The organism is Brachymonas sp. J145 (assembly GCF_036312245.1).
Taxonomy (GTDB): Bacteria; Pseudomonadota; Gammaproteobacteria; order Burkholderiales; family Burkholderiaceae_C; genus Brachymonas; species Brachymonas wangyanguii.
In genome coordinates, this window is record NZ_JAZDCI010000006.1 from 1 (window position 1) to 14,673 (window position 14,673).

The 14,673-nt window shown below is 65.6% G+C and carries 14 protein-coding genes and 1 tRNA gene; 9 read left to right on the forward strand and 6 right to left on the reverse strand.

Going from position 1 to position 14,673, the window contains the following annotated elements; all coding sequences use genetic code 11:
- Positions 1-51 precede the first annotated feature (51 nt).
- From V1261_RS06980 to gspF, 7 genes are all read left to right on the forward strand, one after another.
- Positions 52-1,283, forward strand: a protein-coding gene (locus V1261_RS06980) for an IS3 family transposase (protein WP_405197982.1) whose coding sequence is annotated in 2 segments (ribosomal slippage) — positions 52-319 and positions 319-1,283 — 1,233 coding nt in all. Because the reading frame shifts where the segments join, the coding sequence is not laid out codon by codon here.
- A 52-nt stretch (positions 1,284-1,335) separates the two neighbouring features.
- Positions 1,336-1,623: a type II secretion system protein L gene (locus tag V1261_RS06985; RefSeq protein WP_329770911.1), complete on the forward strand. Its 288-nt coding sequence runs from the start codon at positions 1,336-1,338 to the stop codon at positions 1,621-1,623.
- On the forward strand, positions 1,620-2,141 hold the full coding sequence (gene gspM / locus V1261_RS06990) for a type II secretion system protein GspM (RefSeq protein ID WP_329770912.1): 522 nt from the start codon (positions 1,620-1,622) through the stop codon (positions 2,139-2,141). Before V1261_RS06985 ends, gspM begins: the two co-directional genes overlap by 4 nt.
- Entirely contained in the window at positions 2,138-3,046 is a 909-nt protein-coding gene (gspN, locus tag V1261_RS06995; RefSeq protein ID WP_329770913.1) for a type II secretion system protein N, read from the forward strand. The genes gspM and gspN overlap by 4 nt, the downstream gene beginning before the upstream one ends.
- A gap of 12 nt (positions 3,047-3,058) precedes the next feature.
- Complete coding sequence (gspD, locus tag V1261_RS07000; protein WP_329770914.1) at positions 3,059-5,359, forward strand: type II secretion system secretin GspD; 2,301 nt, start codon at positions 3,059-3,061, stop codon at positions 5,357-5,359.
- Positions 5,360-5,364: 5 nt separating this feature from the next.
- Entirely contained in the window at positions 5,365-6,759 is a 1,395-nt protein-coding gene (locus V1261_RS07005) for a GspE/PulE family protein (RefSeq protein WP_329770916.1), read from the forward strand.
- A 15-nt stretch (positions 6,760-6,774) separates the two neighbouring features.
- Positions 6,775-8,001, forward strand: coding sequence for a type II secretion system inner membrane protein GspF (gspF, locus tag V1261_RS07010; protein ID WP_329770918.1), 1,227 nt, complete (start codon positions 6,775-6,777; stop codon positions 7,999-8,001).
- Between the two features lie 11 nt (positions 8,002-8,012).
- Here the strand turns inward: gspF and nhaR are convergent, their stop codons facing one another.
- Positions 8,013-8,909 (reverse strand): transcriptional activator NhaR, encoded by an 897-nt coding sequence (gene nhaR, locus V1261_RS07015; protein WP_329770920.1) that lies wholly within the window; start codon positions 8,907-8,909, stop codon positions 8,013-8,015.
- A 10-nt stretch (positions 8,910-8,919) separates the two neighbouring features.
- Positions 8,920-9,054, reverse strand: a complete 135-nt coding sequence (locus V1261_RS07020; RefSeq protein WP_329770922.1) for a hypothetical protein — start codon at positions 9,052-9,054, stop codon at positions 8,920-8,922.
- Here V1261_RS07020 and V1261_RS07025 point away from each other — a divergent pair.
- Together V1261_RS07025 and V1261_RS07030 are read left to right on the forward strand one after the other, a co-directional pair.
- Positions 9,053-9,811 (forward strand): TerC family protein, encoded by a 759-nt coding sequence (locus V1261_RS07025; protein ID WP_329770923.1) that lies wholly within the window; start codon positions 9,053-9,055, stop codon positions 9,809-9,811. The two genes, V1261_RS07020 and V1261_RS07025, sit on opposite strands and share 2 nt — an antisense overlap.
- Positions 9,812-9,922: 111 nt before the next feature.
- Positions 9,923-10,117: a YqaE/Pmp3 family membrane protein gene (locus tag V1261_RS07030; RefSeq protein ID WP_329770924.1), complete on the forward strand. Its 195-nt coding sequence runs from the start codon at positions 9,923-9,925 to the stop codon at positions 10,115-10,117.
- A gap of 61 nt (positions 10,118-10,178) precedes the next feature.
- Here V1261_RS07030 and V1261_RS07035 read toward each other — a convergent pair.
- The 4 genes from V1261_RS07035 to fdhE form a co-directional block, all read right to left on the reverse strand.
- Positions 10,179-10,274 (reverse strand) — tRNA-Sec (locus tag V1261_RS07035).
- Positions 10,275-10,289: 15 nt separating this feature from the next.
- Entirely contained in the window at positions 10,290-12,185 is a 1,896-nt protein-coding gene (gene selB, locus V1261_RS07040) for a selenocysteine-specific translation elongation factor (RefSeq protein WP_329770926.1), read from the reverse strand.
- Positions 12,182-13,657 (reverse strand): L-seryl-tRNA(Sec) selenium transferase, encoded by a 1,476-nt coding sequence (selA, locus tag V1261_RS07045; protein WP_329770928.1) that lies wholly within the window; start codon positions 13,655-13,657, stop codon positions 12,182-12,184. The genes selB and selA overlap by 4 nt, the downstream gene beginning before the upstream one ends.
- Positions 13,654-14,670, reverse strand: coding sequence for a formate dehydrogenase accessory protein FdhE (fdhE, locus tag V1261_RS07050; protein WP_329770930.1), 1,017 nt, complete (start codon positions 14,668-14,670; stop codon positions 13,654-13,656). Before fdhE ends, selA begins: the two co-directional genes overlap by 4 nt.
- Positions 14,671-14,673 lie beyond the last annotated feature (3 nt).

Here is a 14,673-nt window from a genome sequence, read left to right on the forward strand (position 1 = left end):
TGGAGTTCCCCCCATTTGACGGACACTTTCACTGAGAAGAAAGGAGCCCCCATGGGAAAAACCAAGCCCCCGTACCCCGAGGCATTCAAACAGCAGATCGTCGAGCTGTTTCATTCCGGTCGCAGCCAATCCGAGCTGGCACGTGAGTTCGATGTGTCAGCGGTGAGCATTGCCAACTGGGTTGCACGCGCTGCAGCCGATGCTGGCAAGCCGTTATCCGGCAAGGATGTGTTGACAACGTCCGAGCGCGAGGAACTCGTCCGCTTGCGCCGGGAGGTCAAGCGTCTTCAAACGGAGCGCGACATCCTGGCAAAGGCTACGGCCTGGTTTGCCGGACAAAGCGAGAAGACGTCCACGCCGTCTACGCGCTGATGCAGGCGAACCAGGCCGATCTCCCAATACGCACCATGGCCCGGGTGTTGGGTGTGTCCAGCAGTGGTTACCACGACTGGCTAAATCGCCGACCCAGTGCACGCGATCAGGCCAATGCCGAGCTGCTGCTGCGCATCAAAGCCATCCATCAGATGAGCGATACCACCTACGGCGTGCCGCGCATGGTCGCGCAACTGGCGCGCGATGGGGTGATCGTCAACAAGAAGCGCGTCGAACGCCTGATGCGTCAGGCGAGTCTGAAGGGTGTCAGCCGCCGGCGCGGCTGGTGCGTGACAACGCGCCGTGATCGAGAGGCTGGGCTGGCCAGCGATCTGGTCAATCGCCGCTTTGCGGCGGATGCTCCTAACCAACTTTGGGTGGCAGACATGACCTACCTGCCTACCTGGAGCGGGTTTGCCTATCTGGCGGTAGTCATCGACGTATACAGCCGCAAAGTAGTGGGTTGGGCCTTTGGCACGCGCATGACGGCCGATCTGGTGGTGCAGGCGTTGGAGATGGCCGCCTTCACGCGCAAGCCCCAGGGCGTCATCCACCACTCCGATCAGGGCAGCCAATACACCAGCACGGTGTTTGGCAAGCGTTGCGAGGAAATGGGCGTGCGCCCAAGCATGGGATCGGTGGGGGATGCTTACGACAACGCCATGGCCGAGAGTTTCTTTGCCAGCCTGGAATGCGAACTGGTCAACCGAAGAAGCTGGAAAAGCCAGACCGAGGCCAGGCATGCCGTGTTTACCTGGATAGAGGGCTGGTACAACCCACATCGGTTGCACAGCGCACTGGGCTACCTTGCTCCCAACGAATTCGAGCAAATCAATGCACAATCCGGGCAGTCCCCGGTAGAAAATACCACCGTTACCGCGCTGAATTCTTCAGCGCTCAACCGTCCGTGAGATAGGGGGAACTCCAACTCCAGATCGCATCCTGACCAGCACCTTCCCACAGGTGAAGCTGGTCGTCGATGCACCGAAGCAGATGCAGCGCGAAGTCAGCCTGCTGCAGCAACAACATGCGGTGCTGACCGGCCATACGCTGGAAGGCCGGCTCGCTGCCGTAGTCGCCAGCTCGCCCGAAGCCGAGCTGCAACAGCTGGAATGGGATGGCCAGGTGCTGCGCCTCAAGGGCCTGGCGCTCGGCACCGACCAGCAATCCGCCATCCAGTCCGCGCTGGCCGATGCCGCCGTGCGCGTGCGTCAGGACGGCAATGACTGGCTGCTGGAGACACGTCCATGAGCCGCACCGATGCCCTGAGCGCCAAACTACGTCCGCAGCTGCAGGTGGTGCGCCAGCGCTGGCAGCAGCTGTCGCCGCGTGAGCGCATGCTGCTGCAGGTCGGCGGCGGCGTGCTGCTGCTGGCGCTGCTCTGGCTGCTGGCGATAGCGCCTGCGCTGCAGACCCTGCGCGAAGCCCCACAACGCAAGGCCGACCTGGACCGCCAGCTGATCCAGATGCGCCACCTGCAGGAGCAGGCGCACGCGCTGCAGCAACTGCCGCGCGTCAATCCAGCCACGCGTGAGCAGCTGTTGACTGAACTGTCTCTGCGCCTGCTCGGACCGGACAGCATCAGCGTGCAGGCAGGCCAGGCGCAGATCCAGCTGCGCAACGTGCCGCCAGCGGCACTGGCCGAATGGCTGATGCAGACACGCCTGCTGGCCCATGTATTGCCGCAACAGGCCCAGCTGCAGCGCAGCGCCACCGGCTGGAACGGCAGCCTGATCGTGCCACTGCCAGCGCAGGAGGCCGCCCGATGAAGACACCGCGCATCCCCCTGCCCCAGCTGCGCCTGCCGCGCCCGCAGCTGCGCTTGCGCCTGCCGGCTCCGGCATCGGCACGCCGTACACGCCTGCCCCAGGCCGCTGGCCCGGTACGCCTGCTGCGCCCCTGGTATTGGGCGCTGGCCGGCATGCTGCTCGGCCTGCTGCTGACCATCGTGCTGTTTGCACCGGCGCGCTGGCTGGCCGCTGCCGTGTCCTATGCCAGCGATGAAAAGGTACAGCTGCAGGATGCCAGCGGCACGGTCTGGAACGGCTCGGCCTGGCTGGTGCTGACTGGCGGCAGCCAGAGCCGCGATGCCACCACCTTGCCTTCGCGGTTGGAGTGGCAGCTGCGTCCGCGCCTGCTGGGTGCCCGCGTGGCGCTGGAAAGCGCCTGCTGCACGCGCCAGCCGCTGCAACTCGATATCAGCTGGCAACCCGGCCGCACGCTGCTGCAACTGGCCGATAGCGACATCGACCTGCCCAGCAGCCTGCTGGCCGGTCTGGGCACGCCCTGGAACACGCTGCAGCTGGATGGCCGGCTGGGCGCGCGCAGCAAGAACCTGCAGCTGGCGCTGGTCCAGGGCCGCAGCCAGCTCTTCGGCACGCTCGATATCCGCCTGGACCAGGCCACCACGCGCCTGTCCACGCTGAGCCCGATTGGCAGCTACCAGCTGCGCCTGCTGGGCGGCGCGCCCGGCAGTACCGCCCGCCCCGAACTCACGCTCGACAGCCAGCCCGGCAGCAGCCTGCTGCTGCAGGGCAAGGGCGAGTGGATCGATGGCAAGTTCCGCTTCCGTGGCGAAGCCCGTGCCGATGCCGGCAAGGAAGAAGCGCTGAACAACCTGATCAACATCATCGGCCGCCGCAGTGGCGACCGTTCCATTCTTTCCGTGGGCTAAGCCCGAACCACCATGTTGTCGTTTTTCACCCCTCCCACCCTCCTGCAGTCCGCACGCGGCTGGCGCCATGGCCTGGCCGTGGCGCTGCTGCTGGCCGGCCTGGCGCAGACTGCGCCGGCCTGGTCGCAGGAACGCATCACGCTGAATTTTTCCAATGCCGATATCGAATCGGTAGCGCGCACGATTGCCTCCATCACCGGCCGCAACGTGGTGCTGGATGCACGCGCCAAGGGCACCATCAGCATCCAGTCCGAGCGCCCGGTGACGCCGGCACAGGCGGTCAACCAGTTCGCCGCGGCGCTGCGCCTGCAGGGCCTGGCGCTGGTGCAGGCCGATGGCATGTACAAGGTCGTGCCCGAAGCCGATGCCAAGCTGCAGGCACGCATGCTGCCGCGCGGCCAGAGCACCATGGGCAACCAGGTGGTGACGCGCGTGTTCAAGCTGCAGCACGAAAACAGCGCCAACCTGATTCCGGTACTGCGCCCGCTGATCAGCCCCAACAACACCATCAACGCCAGCGGCAGCAGCACGCTGGTGGTAACCGATTACGCCGATAACGTCGAGCGCATCAGTCGCATCATTTCCGGCATCGACCAGCCGGTCGGCAGCGGCGTCGAAGTGATCCCGCTGCGCTACGGCGTGGCCACCGACATGGCACCGCTGGTGCAGCGCCTGCTGGATGGCAGCGGTGTCGGTGCCGTGGCCGCCCAGGCAACGGCTGCCGGCGTCGGCGGCTTCAGCCGTACCGTGGTGCTGCCGGAGCCGCGCAGCAACGCGCTGCTGCTGCGTGCGCCCACCCACGCGCAAGCCCTGGAAGCGCGCAGCCTGATCCTGAAGCTCGACCAGCCAGCGCTGAGCAACCACAGCAGCAACGGTGCCGCCGGCAATATCTGGGTGGTACACCTGAAGAACTCCGATGCCGCCAAGATGGCCACCACGCTGCGCGCCGCCATGGCAGCCAACGATGCCGCCATCCAGGGCAACACCGGTAGCATGGGCGTGAACGCGGGAACCAGCAGCAGTAACACCACCGGCAACCAGGTGCAGGTCACCGCCACCTCGGCGCTGCAGACCAGCGGCAACCCGTCCACCGGCGGCCGCATCCAGGCCGATCCGAGCACCAACTCGCTGGTCATTACCGCGAGCGAACCGGAATACCGCCAGCTGCGCGCCGTGATCGATCGCCTGGATACGCGCCGCGCCCAGATCTACGTGGAAAGCCTGATCGCCGAAGTGAATGCCGATACCGCCGCCGATCTGGGCATCCAGTGGCAGAACGCCTTCAGCAGCAGTGGCAACGTCGGCCTGATCGGCACCAACTTTGGCGGCCCGGGCAATATCCTCGGCATGACGGCGGCGATTGCCAACCGCACCATGCCCGACGTGCGTGGCGGCCTCAACCTGGCCATGACCGATCGCGTCAATGGCCAGCCGATCCTCGGCCTGGTCGCCAACTTCCTGCAAAGCACCGGCGATGCCAACATCCTGTCCACGCCCAACCTGATCACGCTGGACAACGAGGAAGCACGCATCATGATCGGCAAGAACGTGCCCTTCGTCACCGGCCAGTACACCAACAACAACAGCGGCAACGGCGCCGTCAACCCGTTCCAGACCATCGAGCGCCAGGACGTCGGCCTGACGCTGCGCGTGAAGCCGCAGATCGGCGAGAACGACTCGGTGCGCATGCAGATCTACCAGGAAGTCAGCAGCGTCGATCCGGCCTCGGTCAACTCGCCCAGCGGCCTGAGCACCAACAAGCGCTCGATCGAATCGAATGTGGTAGTTGGAGACAGCCAGATCATCGTACTGGGCGGCCTGCTGTCCGACGAATATGCCAACACCCAGCAGAAGATTCCGCTGCTCGGCGATATTCCGGTGATTGGCGGCCTGTTCCGCAACGAGAACCGCAGCCGCAAGAAGACCAACCTGATGGTATTCCTGCGCCCGATCGTGGTGCGCGACCTGAGCGACAGCCATGCGCTGTCGATGGACCGCTACGACATGATGCGCGCCACCCAGATCAACACCCAGCCGAACCCGGGCCTGATTCAGCCGCTGCAGGCACCGGTGCTACCAGCCATCCGCCCGCAGGACGACACGGCCTGGGCACCGGTTAGCGACGCGCCGGACAAGCTGCTGCCGCGACCGCTGATCTACCAGGACATGCAGGCACCCGACGCACACCTGCAGCCTGCTGCAGAAAACCCATGGGAAAAAATAATCAACCCTAACGGGAATGTATCTCCTGAAATCAGCTATTCTCCTGCGCATATCTCCACTGACACCTGGGATACCTCCGGCGGAGCGTAATCGGCATGCGACACCCCCTGCCCTACGCCTTTGCGCGCAAGCACCAGCTGCTGCTGGAACAGCAGGATGACGGCAGTCTGCTGCTCTGGCATGGCCGCGACCAGGCTCCCACGGCGGCCTGGAACGAGGTCATGCGCAAGTACCCGGTGGGCGCGCACCGCACGCTGGAAGCGCCGGCGCTGGCGCAGCGCATCAGCGCCGCCTACGCCCAGGGCGAATCGACCGCCGCCAGCATCGTCAGCGAGGTAGAAAGCGATGCCGACCTGTCGCGCATGATGCAGGAGCTGCCGCCGGTAGAAGACCTGCTGGAGGCCGCCGACGAAGCGCCCATCATCCGCATGCTCAACGCCTTGCTGACCCAGGCGGCCCGTGATGGCGCCAGCGATATCCATATCGAGCCCTACGAACACCACAGCCTGGTGCGATTCCGTGTGGACGGCAATCTGCGCGAGGTGGTACAGCCCAACCGCGCGCTGCACGCAGCGCTGATCTCGCGCCTGAAGATCATGGCCGATCTCGATATTGCAGAAAAGCGCCTGCCGCAGGATGGCCGCATCAGCCTGCGCCTGGGCACGCGGGCCATCGACGTGCGTGTATCCACCCTGCCGAGCGCCTTTGGCGAGCGCGCCGTGCTGCGTCTGCTGGACAAGTCCGGCAACAAGATCAGCCTGGAAGCGGTCGGCATGCAGGGCGATACCTTGCGCCAGTTCGACCATCTGATCCGCCAGCCGCACGGCATCCTGCTGGTCACCGGCCCGACCGGTTCCGGCAAGACCACCACGCTGTATTCGGCGCTGAGCCGACTCGATGCGCGCAGCGGCAACATCATGACGGTGGAAGACCCGATCGAGTACGAGCTGCCCGGCATTGGCCAGACGCAGGTGAATGCCCGCATCGACCTGACTTTCGCGCGCGCGCTGCGCGCGCTGCTGCGCCAAGATCCGGACGTGATCATGATCGGCGAGATCCGCGATTTCGAAACTGCGCAGATCGCGATCCAGGCCTCTCTCACCGGCCACCTGGTGCTGGCGACCTTGCACACCAACGATGCGGCCAGCGCCGTCACGCGACTGGCCGACATGGGTATCGAGCCCTTCCTGCTGTCGTCCTCGCTGCTGGGCGTGCTGGCGCAACGGCTGGTGCGCAAGCGCTGCCAGCATTGCCACGGCAGCGGTTGCGAGCACTGCGGCCAGAGCGGCTATGCCGGCCGTACCGGTATCTTCGAGCTGCTGGTGGTGGACGACACCATCCGCGAGCAGATCCACCACAGCGCCGCCGAAGCCGATATCCGCGCCGCCGCCCAGCGCGCCGGCATGACGCTGATGCGCGACGATGGCCAGCGCCTGGTCGATACCGGCATCACCACGCTGGAAGAGCTGCTGCGCGTGACGCGCGACTAAGGACACCCCGCCGCCATGCCCGTCTACCAGTACCAGGCGCTCGATGCCAATGGCCGCACCCGCAAGGGCACGCTGGAGGCCGATACGCTCAAGGCGGCACGCGCTGCCGTGCGTGCACGCGAGCTGGTGCCACTGGAAGTCAAGGCGCTACAAGGCGATGCGGCGCAGCGCGGCAGCGGCCTGAACCGCCAGCTGTTCGTCAGCAAGATATTTGACAGCACCACACTGGCGGTCTGGACGCGCCAATTGGCCGGGCTGGTATCGGCTGGCCTGCCGGTAGAACGTGCGCTGCAGGCGCTAAGCGAAGACGCCGCGCCGGAACGCCAGCGCCAGCTGGTCGGCGCGCTGCGCTCCGAGGTGCATGCCGGCAGCAGCTTTGCCAAGGCGCTGCAGCAGCATCCGCGCGAGTTTACGCCCATCTACACCGCCGTGATTGCCGCCGGTGAGCAAAGCGGCAGCCTCGGCATGGTGCTGCTGCGGCTGGCCGATGACCTGGAGGCGCAGCAGGAACTGAAGTCCAAGGTCACCGGTGCCGCGCTCTATCCGGCGATTGTCTCGCTGGTCGCGGTGGCCATCGTGATCTTCCTGCTCAGCTATGTGGTGCCGCAGGTCGCCGGTGTCTATGCCGGCAGCAAGCGCGCCCTGCCCGTGCTCACCACCATCATGCTCGCCTTCAGCGACCTGATCCGCCAATGGGGCTGGCTGCTGGCGTTGCTGTTACTGGGCGGCGGCCTGCTGCTGCGGCAACTGCTCAAGGGCGATGCCTTCCGTCAGCGCTTCGATGCCTGGTGGCTGAAACTGCCGGTCGTCGGCCCGCTCAGCTGCCAGTACAACGCCGCGCGCTTTGCCGGCACCCTGGCGATGCTGTCGCAGGCCGGCGTGCCGATCCTGCGCGCGCTGCAGGCCGCCACCGCCACGCTCTCCAACCGCGCGATGCAGGTCGATGCCGAAGACGTGATCGTGCTGGTGCGCGAAGGCGCACCCCTGGGCAGCGCACTGAGCCAGAAGAGCCGCTTCCCCAAGCTGATCGGCATGTTTGCCCGCCTCGGCGAGCAGACCGGCCAGCTCGGCGAGATGCTGGGCCGCGTGGCACGCCAGCTCAGTGGCGAGGTGCAGCGGCGTGCCATGCGGCTGGCGACGGTGCTGGAGCCCTTGCTGATCGTTGGCATGGGCCTGGTGGTAATGCTGATCGTGCTGGCAGTGCTGATGCCGATCATGGAGCTGAACCAGCTGACCGGCTGAGGGAAAGCCATTCAGCTCAGCAGGCTGCGCGCCGCCTGCGTGATTGCCGCCACGCCGCGATGCCGGATGCGCCGCTCGATCGAAATCGCGTAGAACTCGGCACGCAGGCTGTCTACCTGTCCGATCAGCTGCATGCCGGTCTGCTCCACGATGCCGTGGGCCAGCACCGCCGGCCCGACATAAAAGCCCACGCCCTTGCGGCCAAACTCCTGCGCCAGCGCGCTGTCATCGAACTCGCCCACGATCACCGGGCGCAGCCCCTGCTCCTGCAGCCAGGCGCGCACGCGCTGCCCCACCGCCGACACCGCCGTCGGCAACAACATGGGCGCCCCCTGCAGACACTGCGGAAACGGCTGCGGATGCTTCTCGCGCAGACTGGTCGCCGCGTAGAAAGCAGACCCCGTGCCACCAAGCCGATGGCTGTATGCCTTGACGCTCACCCCCGCCGGCTGCGGCCCCTCGGACAACACCAGATCCAGCTTGTGCAAAGCCAGCTCGGTCAGCAGATGCTCGATGCGCCCTTCCTGGCACACCAGCCGCACCGGCTCCGGTAGCGACAAGGCCGGCTCCACCAGATGGAGCGCCACCGCCTTGGACAGGCTGTCCACGATGCCAACGCGCAACTCCAGTGCCTTGCTGCCCTGCTCGGCCTGGCCGCGCAGCACCGCTTCCAGTTCGGCGCCCGTGGTAAAGATATCGCGCGCATACTGCAGCGCCATGCGACCGGTTTCGGTCAACTCCAGCGCGCGGCCATTGCGCACGAACAGCTCCACGCCAAGACGCTCTTCCAGCTCGGCAATCTGGCCGCTGATGGTTTGCGGACTCAGATGCAAGCGCTCGCTGGCGCGGGCAATGCTGCCAGCCTCGGCCACTTGCTGGAAATAGTGCAGGTGCTTGTAGTTGAGCATGCCGCCATTATCAATTTTTTTCGAAGATTGGCGGATTTTTTTCTGATTTACCGATGCACATCGCATCCCTAGAATGCGAAAGCTCGTGGACAGCCTTGGCCTCCAAGGCCGCTGCTCCGGTCATTGACGAACCATTCTCTTTCATGGAATTCCTGCTGGACCCGAACATCTGGGTTGCCTTCTTCATGCTCACCGCGCTCGAAATCGTGCTGGGCATCGACAACATCGTCTTCATCTCCGTCCTCGTCGGACGACTCCCCCAGCACATGCGCGATCGCGCCCGCAAGATCGGACTGGCCATGGCCATGATCTGCCGTATCCTGCTGCTGTTCTCGCTGAGCTGGATCATGGGCCTGACCGCCGACCTGTTTGAAGTGGCCGGCCAGGGCATCAGCGGCCGGGATCTGGTGCTGCTGTTCGGCGGCCTGTTCCTGCTCTACAAGGCCTCGCACGAGATCTTTGTCGAAGTGGAAGCACCCGAGCAGCATGGTCCGACCGAGACCGACGATGCCGCCCTGCAGAAGAGCGGTCGCAGCCTGTTCTGGAACATCATTGCCCAGATTGCCGTGATCGACATCGTGTTCTCGCTGGATTCCGTGATCACAGCCGTCGCCATGGTGGACGAGATCTGGATCATGGTCGCCGCTGTGATCACCTCCATCAGTGTGATGATGCTGGCTGCGCGTTCGATCAGCGAATTCGTGGAACGCCATCCGTCCGTCAAGGTGCTGGCACTGGCCTTCCTGGTCATGGTCGGCATGGCACTCACCGCCGAAGCCTTTGACGCGCACATCCCCAAGGGCTATATCTACTCGGCCATGGCCTTCTCGCTGGCCGTGGAAGCGCTCAATATCCGGGCGCGCAACAAGCGCAAACTGGCGCTGGCTGCAGCTCACGCCTGATAGCGTCTGCCTGCACTGTATGATGCAGGCTGCACGGAAAAGCCGCTGGAAGTCAGCGGCTTTTCGTTTTCTGCCGATCTGTATTCGGCCTCCCTCCTGAAAGGAATCCTCATGCGACTGCTGATCGCCCTCATCCTGCCCTGGCTAACCTTCTTTACCATCGGCCGCCCGTTCGCCGGCATCATCTGCCTGATCCTGCAAATCACCCTGATCGGCTGGCTGCCGGCCACCATCTGGGCCGTGTATGCGCTGAGCCAGTACAAGACCGACAAGAAGATTGAAAAGGTGCTGGGGCAGCGCGGTTGATGGTATCGGATACCATCAGACAGTCGCCTCAACAACTTAACAAATTGATTTAAAAGGAAATTGGCGGAAGAGCACAGGAGTCGAACCTGCCCGGCAGCGCTTGGCACCACCCACCGGGTTTGAAGCCCGGCCGACCCACCAGGATCGTTGCTCTTCCGTTGTCTGTTACGCGCTACGTGAACAGGCTGCTGTCGGTACGCAGCAGATGCGTATCGCCGACCCGGCGCAGCACGCCGATGCGGTCCAGGTATTCGAGGATCTGGATCGCGCGCTTGCGGCCCAGTCCGGTGGCGTCGCGGTAATCGGCCGCCAGCACCTTGCCCTCGTGCTGTTGCGCAACTTGCCGCGCCAGCTGCACCAGGGCACGCATGGTCGCTGCATCATAATACAAATCCTTCACCGCCTGATGCAGCTCGCCGCGACGCGCCAGCCGCGCCAGGGTAGAACGCACCAGCGGCTCTGGCTCGCCAGTCAGCTTGGCCAGATCGCGCGCCCAGGCCCCTTCAAAACCGGCCTGTGACAGGTGCGGCCGCACTTTCTCTGCCAGCCGCTCCTCCGTCGCCGACAGGCGCACGCCATGCTCCGGCAGATGCAGGAAGGCACCTTGCTGCGCCAGCCGCTGCTCATCCCGCCAGCGTTGCACCAGCAGCTCCCACAGCGGCTCCGGCATGCGCGGCTGCGACAGCCGGCGCAGGCGTGACAACACCGGCCCAAGTTCGTCCGGCTGCTTCTCGTGAAAGACGGATAGCGCCTGCTGCACCTTGTCCCAGGCCTGCTGCACCGCAGCCTCGCCCATGGCCCAGGTGGTACCGGCCTGCTCGCCCTGCAAGGCACCAGCAGGCAACTCAGGCAGGCTGCGCAAGCCCTGCGCCTGGGCAAAGCGACGCAGGTCCAGCCCGTGCGCCGACAACTCCAGCAAGGCCTGCAGACGCTGGCCGGGATCAGGCAGCTCCCAGGCCGCCAGCTCCGCCAGGCGCTGCGGCGTACGCCGATAACGCACCGGCGCAAACGGATCCAGCACCACGCCGCCAGCCATGGTGCGCGTGGCCGAGGCATCGCGCAGCACCACGCGATCTCCATGCCAGGCGCCGAGTGGCTGGTGCAGCACGATTTGCACCAGAGCAGATGCGCCCGGCTGCAGGCTGCCCTGGTCCAGCACGGCCACCGTACCCGGTACCGATTCGGCACCCAGGTGCACCTGCACGCGCGCGCCGGATTTCAGCGCCTTCTCTTCGGCATGCCAGAGGCTAAGGCGCACATCCAGCCGGTGCGTGGACAGCGCCACCGCCGGCTCCACCAGCCAGTCACCCCGGCCAGCCTGTTCCTTGTCGATGCCGACCAGCGCCACGGCACAGCGCTGCCCGGCATGGGCCTGCTGCACCGGCTGGTTCTGCGCATGCAGGCTGCGCACGCGCACCGCATGGCCGGACGGCACCAGCTGCAGCTGGTCGCCCACCTGTACCTGTCCCGTGTGGATGGTACCGGTCACCACAGTACCGGTACCGCCCAGGCTGAAGCTGCGATCCACGGCCAGGCGGAAAGCCTGTCCGGCATCCTGACTGGCAAGCGCACGACTGGCATCCACCAGCAACTGACGCAGCGCATCCACGCCCTGCCCGCTCTGTGCGGATACCGCCAGCACTGGCGCACCGGTCAGGCTGCTGTGTTGCAGCAATTCCTGCAGCTCGGCCGTCAGCGTCTCGATACCGCCGGTATCAGCCCGGTCTGCCTTGGTGATGACTACCGCGCCACGCGTCTTGCCCAGCAGCGACAGCACCGCCAGATGCTCGCGTGTCTGCGGCATGATGCCGTCATCGGCCGCCACCAGCAACAGCGCAAAATCAATGCCGCTGGCACCCGCCAGCATGGTGTGCACCAGCCGTTCGTGGCCTGGCGCATCGATAAAGCCGATGCGATCGCCCTCGGGCGTATCCAGAAAGGCGTAGCCCAGCTCGATACTGATGCCGCGCTTTTTTTCCTCCGGCAAGCGGTCGGTATCGACGCCAGTCAGCGCGCGCACCAGCGTGGTCTTGCCATGGTCGATATGGCCTGCGGTGCCGACGATCATGCGAGACGCTCCTGCAGCATTGACAGCTGCCCGACAAATGCCGGCTCCTGCTCCAGACAGCGCAGGTCCAGGATCAGGCTGTCATCGGCAATGCGGCCAATCACCGGCAGCGGCAGGCCGCGCAAGGTGGTAGCCAGCGCGTCCAGTGCGCGGCCGGCACCTTTTTTCTCCAGCGGACGAATGGCCAGTCCGGCAGACGGCAGCCGGTCCACCGGCAGCGAGCCGGAGCCGATCTGGCCCTGCAGCTCCACCAGATCAACGCCAAAGCGCCCCGCCACCGCCTGTTGCAGCAAGGGCTGCAAACGCTGTGCCTGCTCACGGATCTGCGCCACCGGGCGCGTCAGCAGGCGCAATGTCGGCACGTCGCGCGTCAGGTGTTCGGGTTGCAGGTACAGGCGCAGCGTGGCTTCCAGCGCCGCCAGCGGCAGCTTGCTCATGCGCAGCGCACGCTTCATCGGGAACTTGCGGATGCGGCCAACCGCCTCCTTGCTGCCGACGATCAGGCCGGCTTGTGGACCACCCAGCAGCTTGTCGCCGCTGAAGGTCACCACATCACAGCCGGCAGCCAGCATCTCCTGCGGCAGCGGCTCACGCGGCAGGCCGTACTGCGCCAGATCCACCAGCGAACCGCTGCCCAGGTCGGTCGCCATCGGCAGGCCATGGCGGTGCGCGATGTCCGCCATCTCGGCCTCGGTCACGCTGCGGGTAAAGCCCTGCACCTGGTAGTTGCTGGTATGCACCTTCATCAGCAAGGCGGTGTTGCCGGTGATGGCGCGCTCGTAATCGTGCGGATGGGTGCGATTGGTGGTGCCGACCTCGACCAGGCGCGCACCGGCACTTTCCATCACGTCCGGCATGCGGAAGGCGCCGCCAATTTCCACCAGCTCGCCACGCGACACGATCACCTCGCGGCCACGCGCCATCGCCGCCAGCGTCAACAGCACGGCTGCGGCATTGTTGTTCACCACCGTCGCCGCTTCGGCACCGGTGATCTGGCACAGCAGCTCCTCAATCAGGTCGTCACGGTCGCCACGGCCACCGCTGTCCAGGTCGTATTCGAGGTTGTTCGGGCCGGACATCATCGCCAGCATGTGTTGCAGCGCCGGCTCGGCCAGCAGCGAGCGCCCCAGATTGGTATGGATCACCGTGCCGGTCAGGTTCAGCACTGCCTGCATGCGCGGGCGCAGCTGCTGCTGCACGCGCGCCTGCAATTGCACGGCCAATGCCGGCAGTGCGGCCTGATCCTGTGTCAGCGCCCCGGCCACCGCTTGCTGGCGACAGCCGTCCAGCAGGCCACGCGCCTCGGTCGCCACCAGCGTATGGCCGTGTTCGGTGATCAGCTGCTGCACCTGCGCTTCGCGCAGCAACCGGTCCGTCGCCGGCAGGTCGCGCGGATGCGCCCTGCCTTGTTCTTGTCCTTCAGCTCCGAACCCGGAACCGTGCACCACGGATTCAGCGGGTTCGTGCATCATGCCTCTCCTGGTGCTTCAGGGTCGGCCGCGCCAAACAGCAGCATCATGTTGACACCGTGGCGCTGCTTGCCCGATTCCGTCACCAGCAGGTCCAGCGTCAGGCTGGCCAGATCGTCGGCCACGGCATCGGCCATCACGTCGCGATCGGCGTGGATCAGCTTGCTGTAGTGGCCGCATTCGTCGCAGGTCTCGGCCTGCACGATGGCCTTGCGTGCGCGCGACTCGTCGTGCTCGACATCGGCCAGTTCCAGCTCCTGGTATTGCAGGCCCTTGGTCGATTCGCAATGCGTGCACTTGATACGCACCATGTTCCACTGGCTACCGCACAGCGAGCACTGCAGGTAGCGCTGGCCACCGCGCTCGACACCGGCCTTGACCACGCTGGCCACCGGCTTGCTGCCGCAGCAGGGGCAGACCTTGGCATCGTCGATACGGCCAAACGGCGCCACGCGCTGCTCGCCAGTCTGCGGGCGCTTGGCCACGGCATCAACCATCCAGGTCCAGTAGACCTGCAGCGCCGCACCGATCACCGGGGCCGCACCCATGTCCAGGTCGTAGGCAATGCCGTGCAGCAGCTTGTCGGCCTGCAGCTCCAGCCAGTCGCCCTGGGCCTCTTCGAGCTGCTGCAGCATCTCGTGGGCCGGCTCAGGGGCGTGGTCGCGCAGGCTGCGTGCGAGCGCGCGCGCAATCTGCTGCCAGGCCGGATCGCGTGTCCAGAGCTCTGCCGGCAGCGGCGGGCGGCCCAGCAGTGCGGCCTGGGTAACGGCTTCCTCGTCCGGCAGCGCAGCACCGGCAAAAGCCTGCAGCTGCTCGTGCTGCGCATGGGCCAGCTCGGCCATGAACAGCAGGAAATCCTGCATCGCATGGCCCGGAGCCAGCTGGCGCAGACGCATCTCGCGTTCGGCAAAACAGGTACGCACTTCCGGCAGGTGCAGGAAAGTGGCTTCGATTTCGGTGCGCAAGGCCAGTTCCTCGGCGGGAACAATGCTTGCGGCTTGAGTGTGATCGTTCATGGC

Coding starts and splice junctions, on each gene's coding strand:
- V1261_RS07020 (WP_329770922.1), bottom strand. CDS start 9,054: ATGAAAGAGAATGGTTCGTCAATGACCGGAGCAGCGGCCTTGGAGGCC.
- gspN (WP_329770913.1), top strand. CDS start 2,138: ATGAAGACACCGCGCATCCCCCTGCCCCAGCTGCGCCTGCCGCGCCCG.
- selA (WP_329770928.1), bottom strand. CDS start 13,657: ATGATGCACGAACCCGCTGAATCCGTGGTGCACGGTTCCGGGTTCGGA.
- gspF (WP_329770918.1), top strand. CDS start 6,775: ATGCCCGTCTACCAGTACCAGGCGCTCGATGCCAATGGCCGCACCCGC.
- V1261_RS07025 (WP_329770923.1), top strand. CDS start 9,053: ATGGAATTCCTGCTGGACCCGAACATCTGGGTTGCCTTCTTCATGCTC.
- V1261_RS07030 (WP_329770924.1), top strand. CDS start 9,923: ATGCGACTGCTGATCGCCCTCATCCTGCCCTGGCTAACCTTCTTTACC.
- fdhE (WP_329770930.1), bottom strand. CDS start 14,670: ATGAACGATCACACTCAAGCCGCAAGCATTGTTCCCGCCGAGGAACTG.
- gspM (WP_329770912.1), top strand. CDS start 1,620: ATGAGCCGCACCGATGCCCTGAGCGCCAAACTACGTCCGCAGCTGCAG.
- V1261_RS07005 (WP_329770916.1), top strand. CDS start 5,365: ATGCGACACCCCCTGCCCTACGCCTTTGCGCGCAAGCACCAGCTGCTG.
- nhaR (WP_329770920.1), bottom strand. CDS start 8,909: ATGCTCAACTACAAGCACCTGCACTATTTCCAGCAAGTGGCCGAGGCT.
- gspD (WP_329770914.1), top strand. CDS start 3,059: ATGTTGTCGTTTTTCACCCCTCCCACCCTCCTGCAGTCCGCACGCGGC.
- selB (WP_329770926.1), bottom strand. CDS start 12,185: ATGATCGTCGGCACCGCAGGCCATATCGACCATGGCAAGACCACGCTG.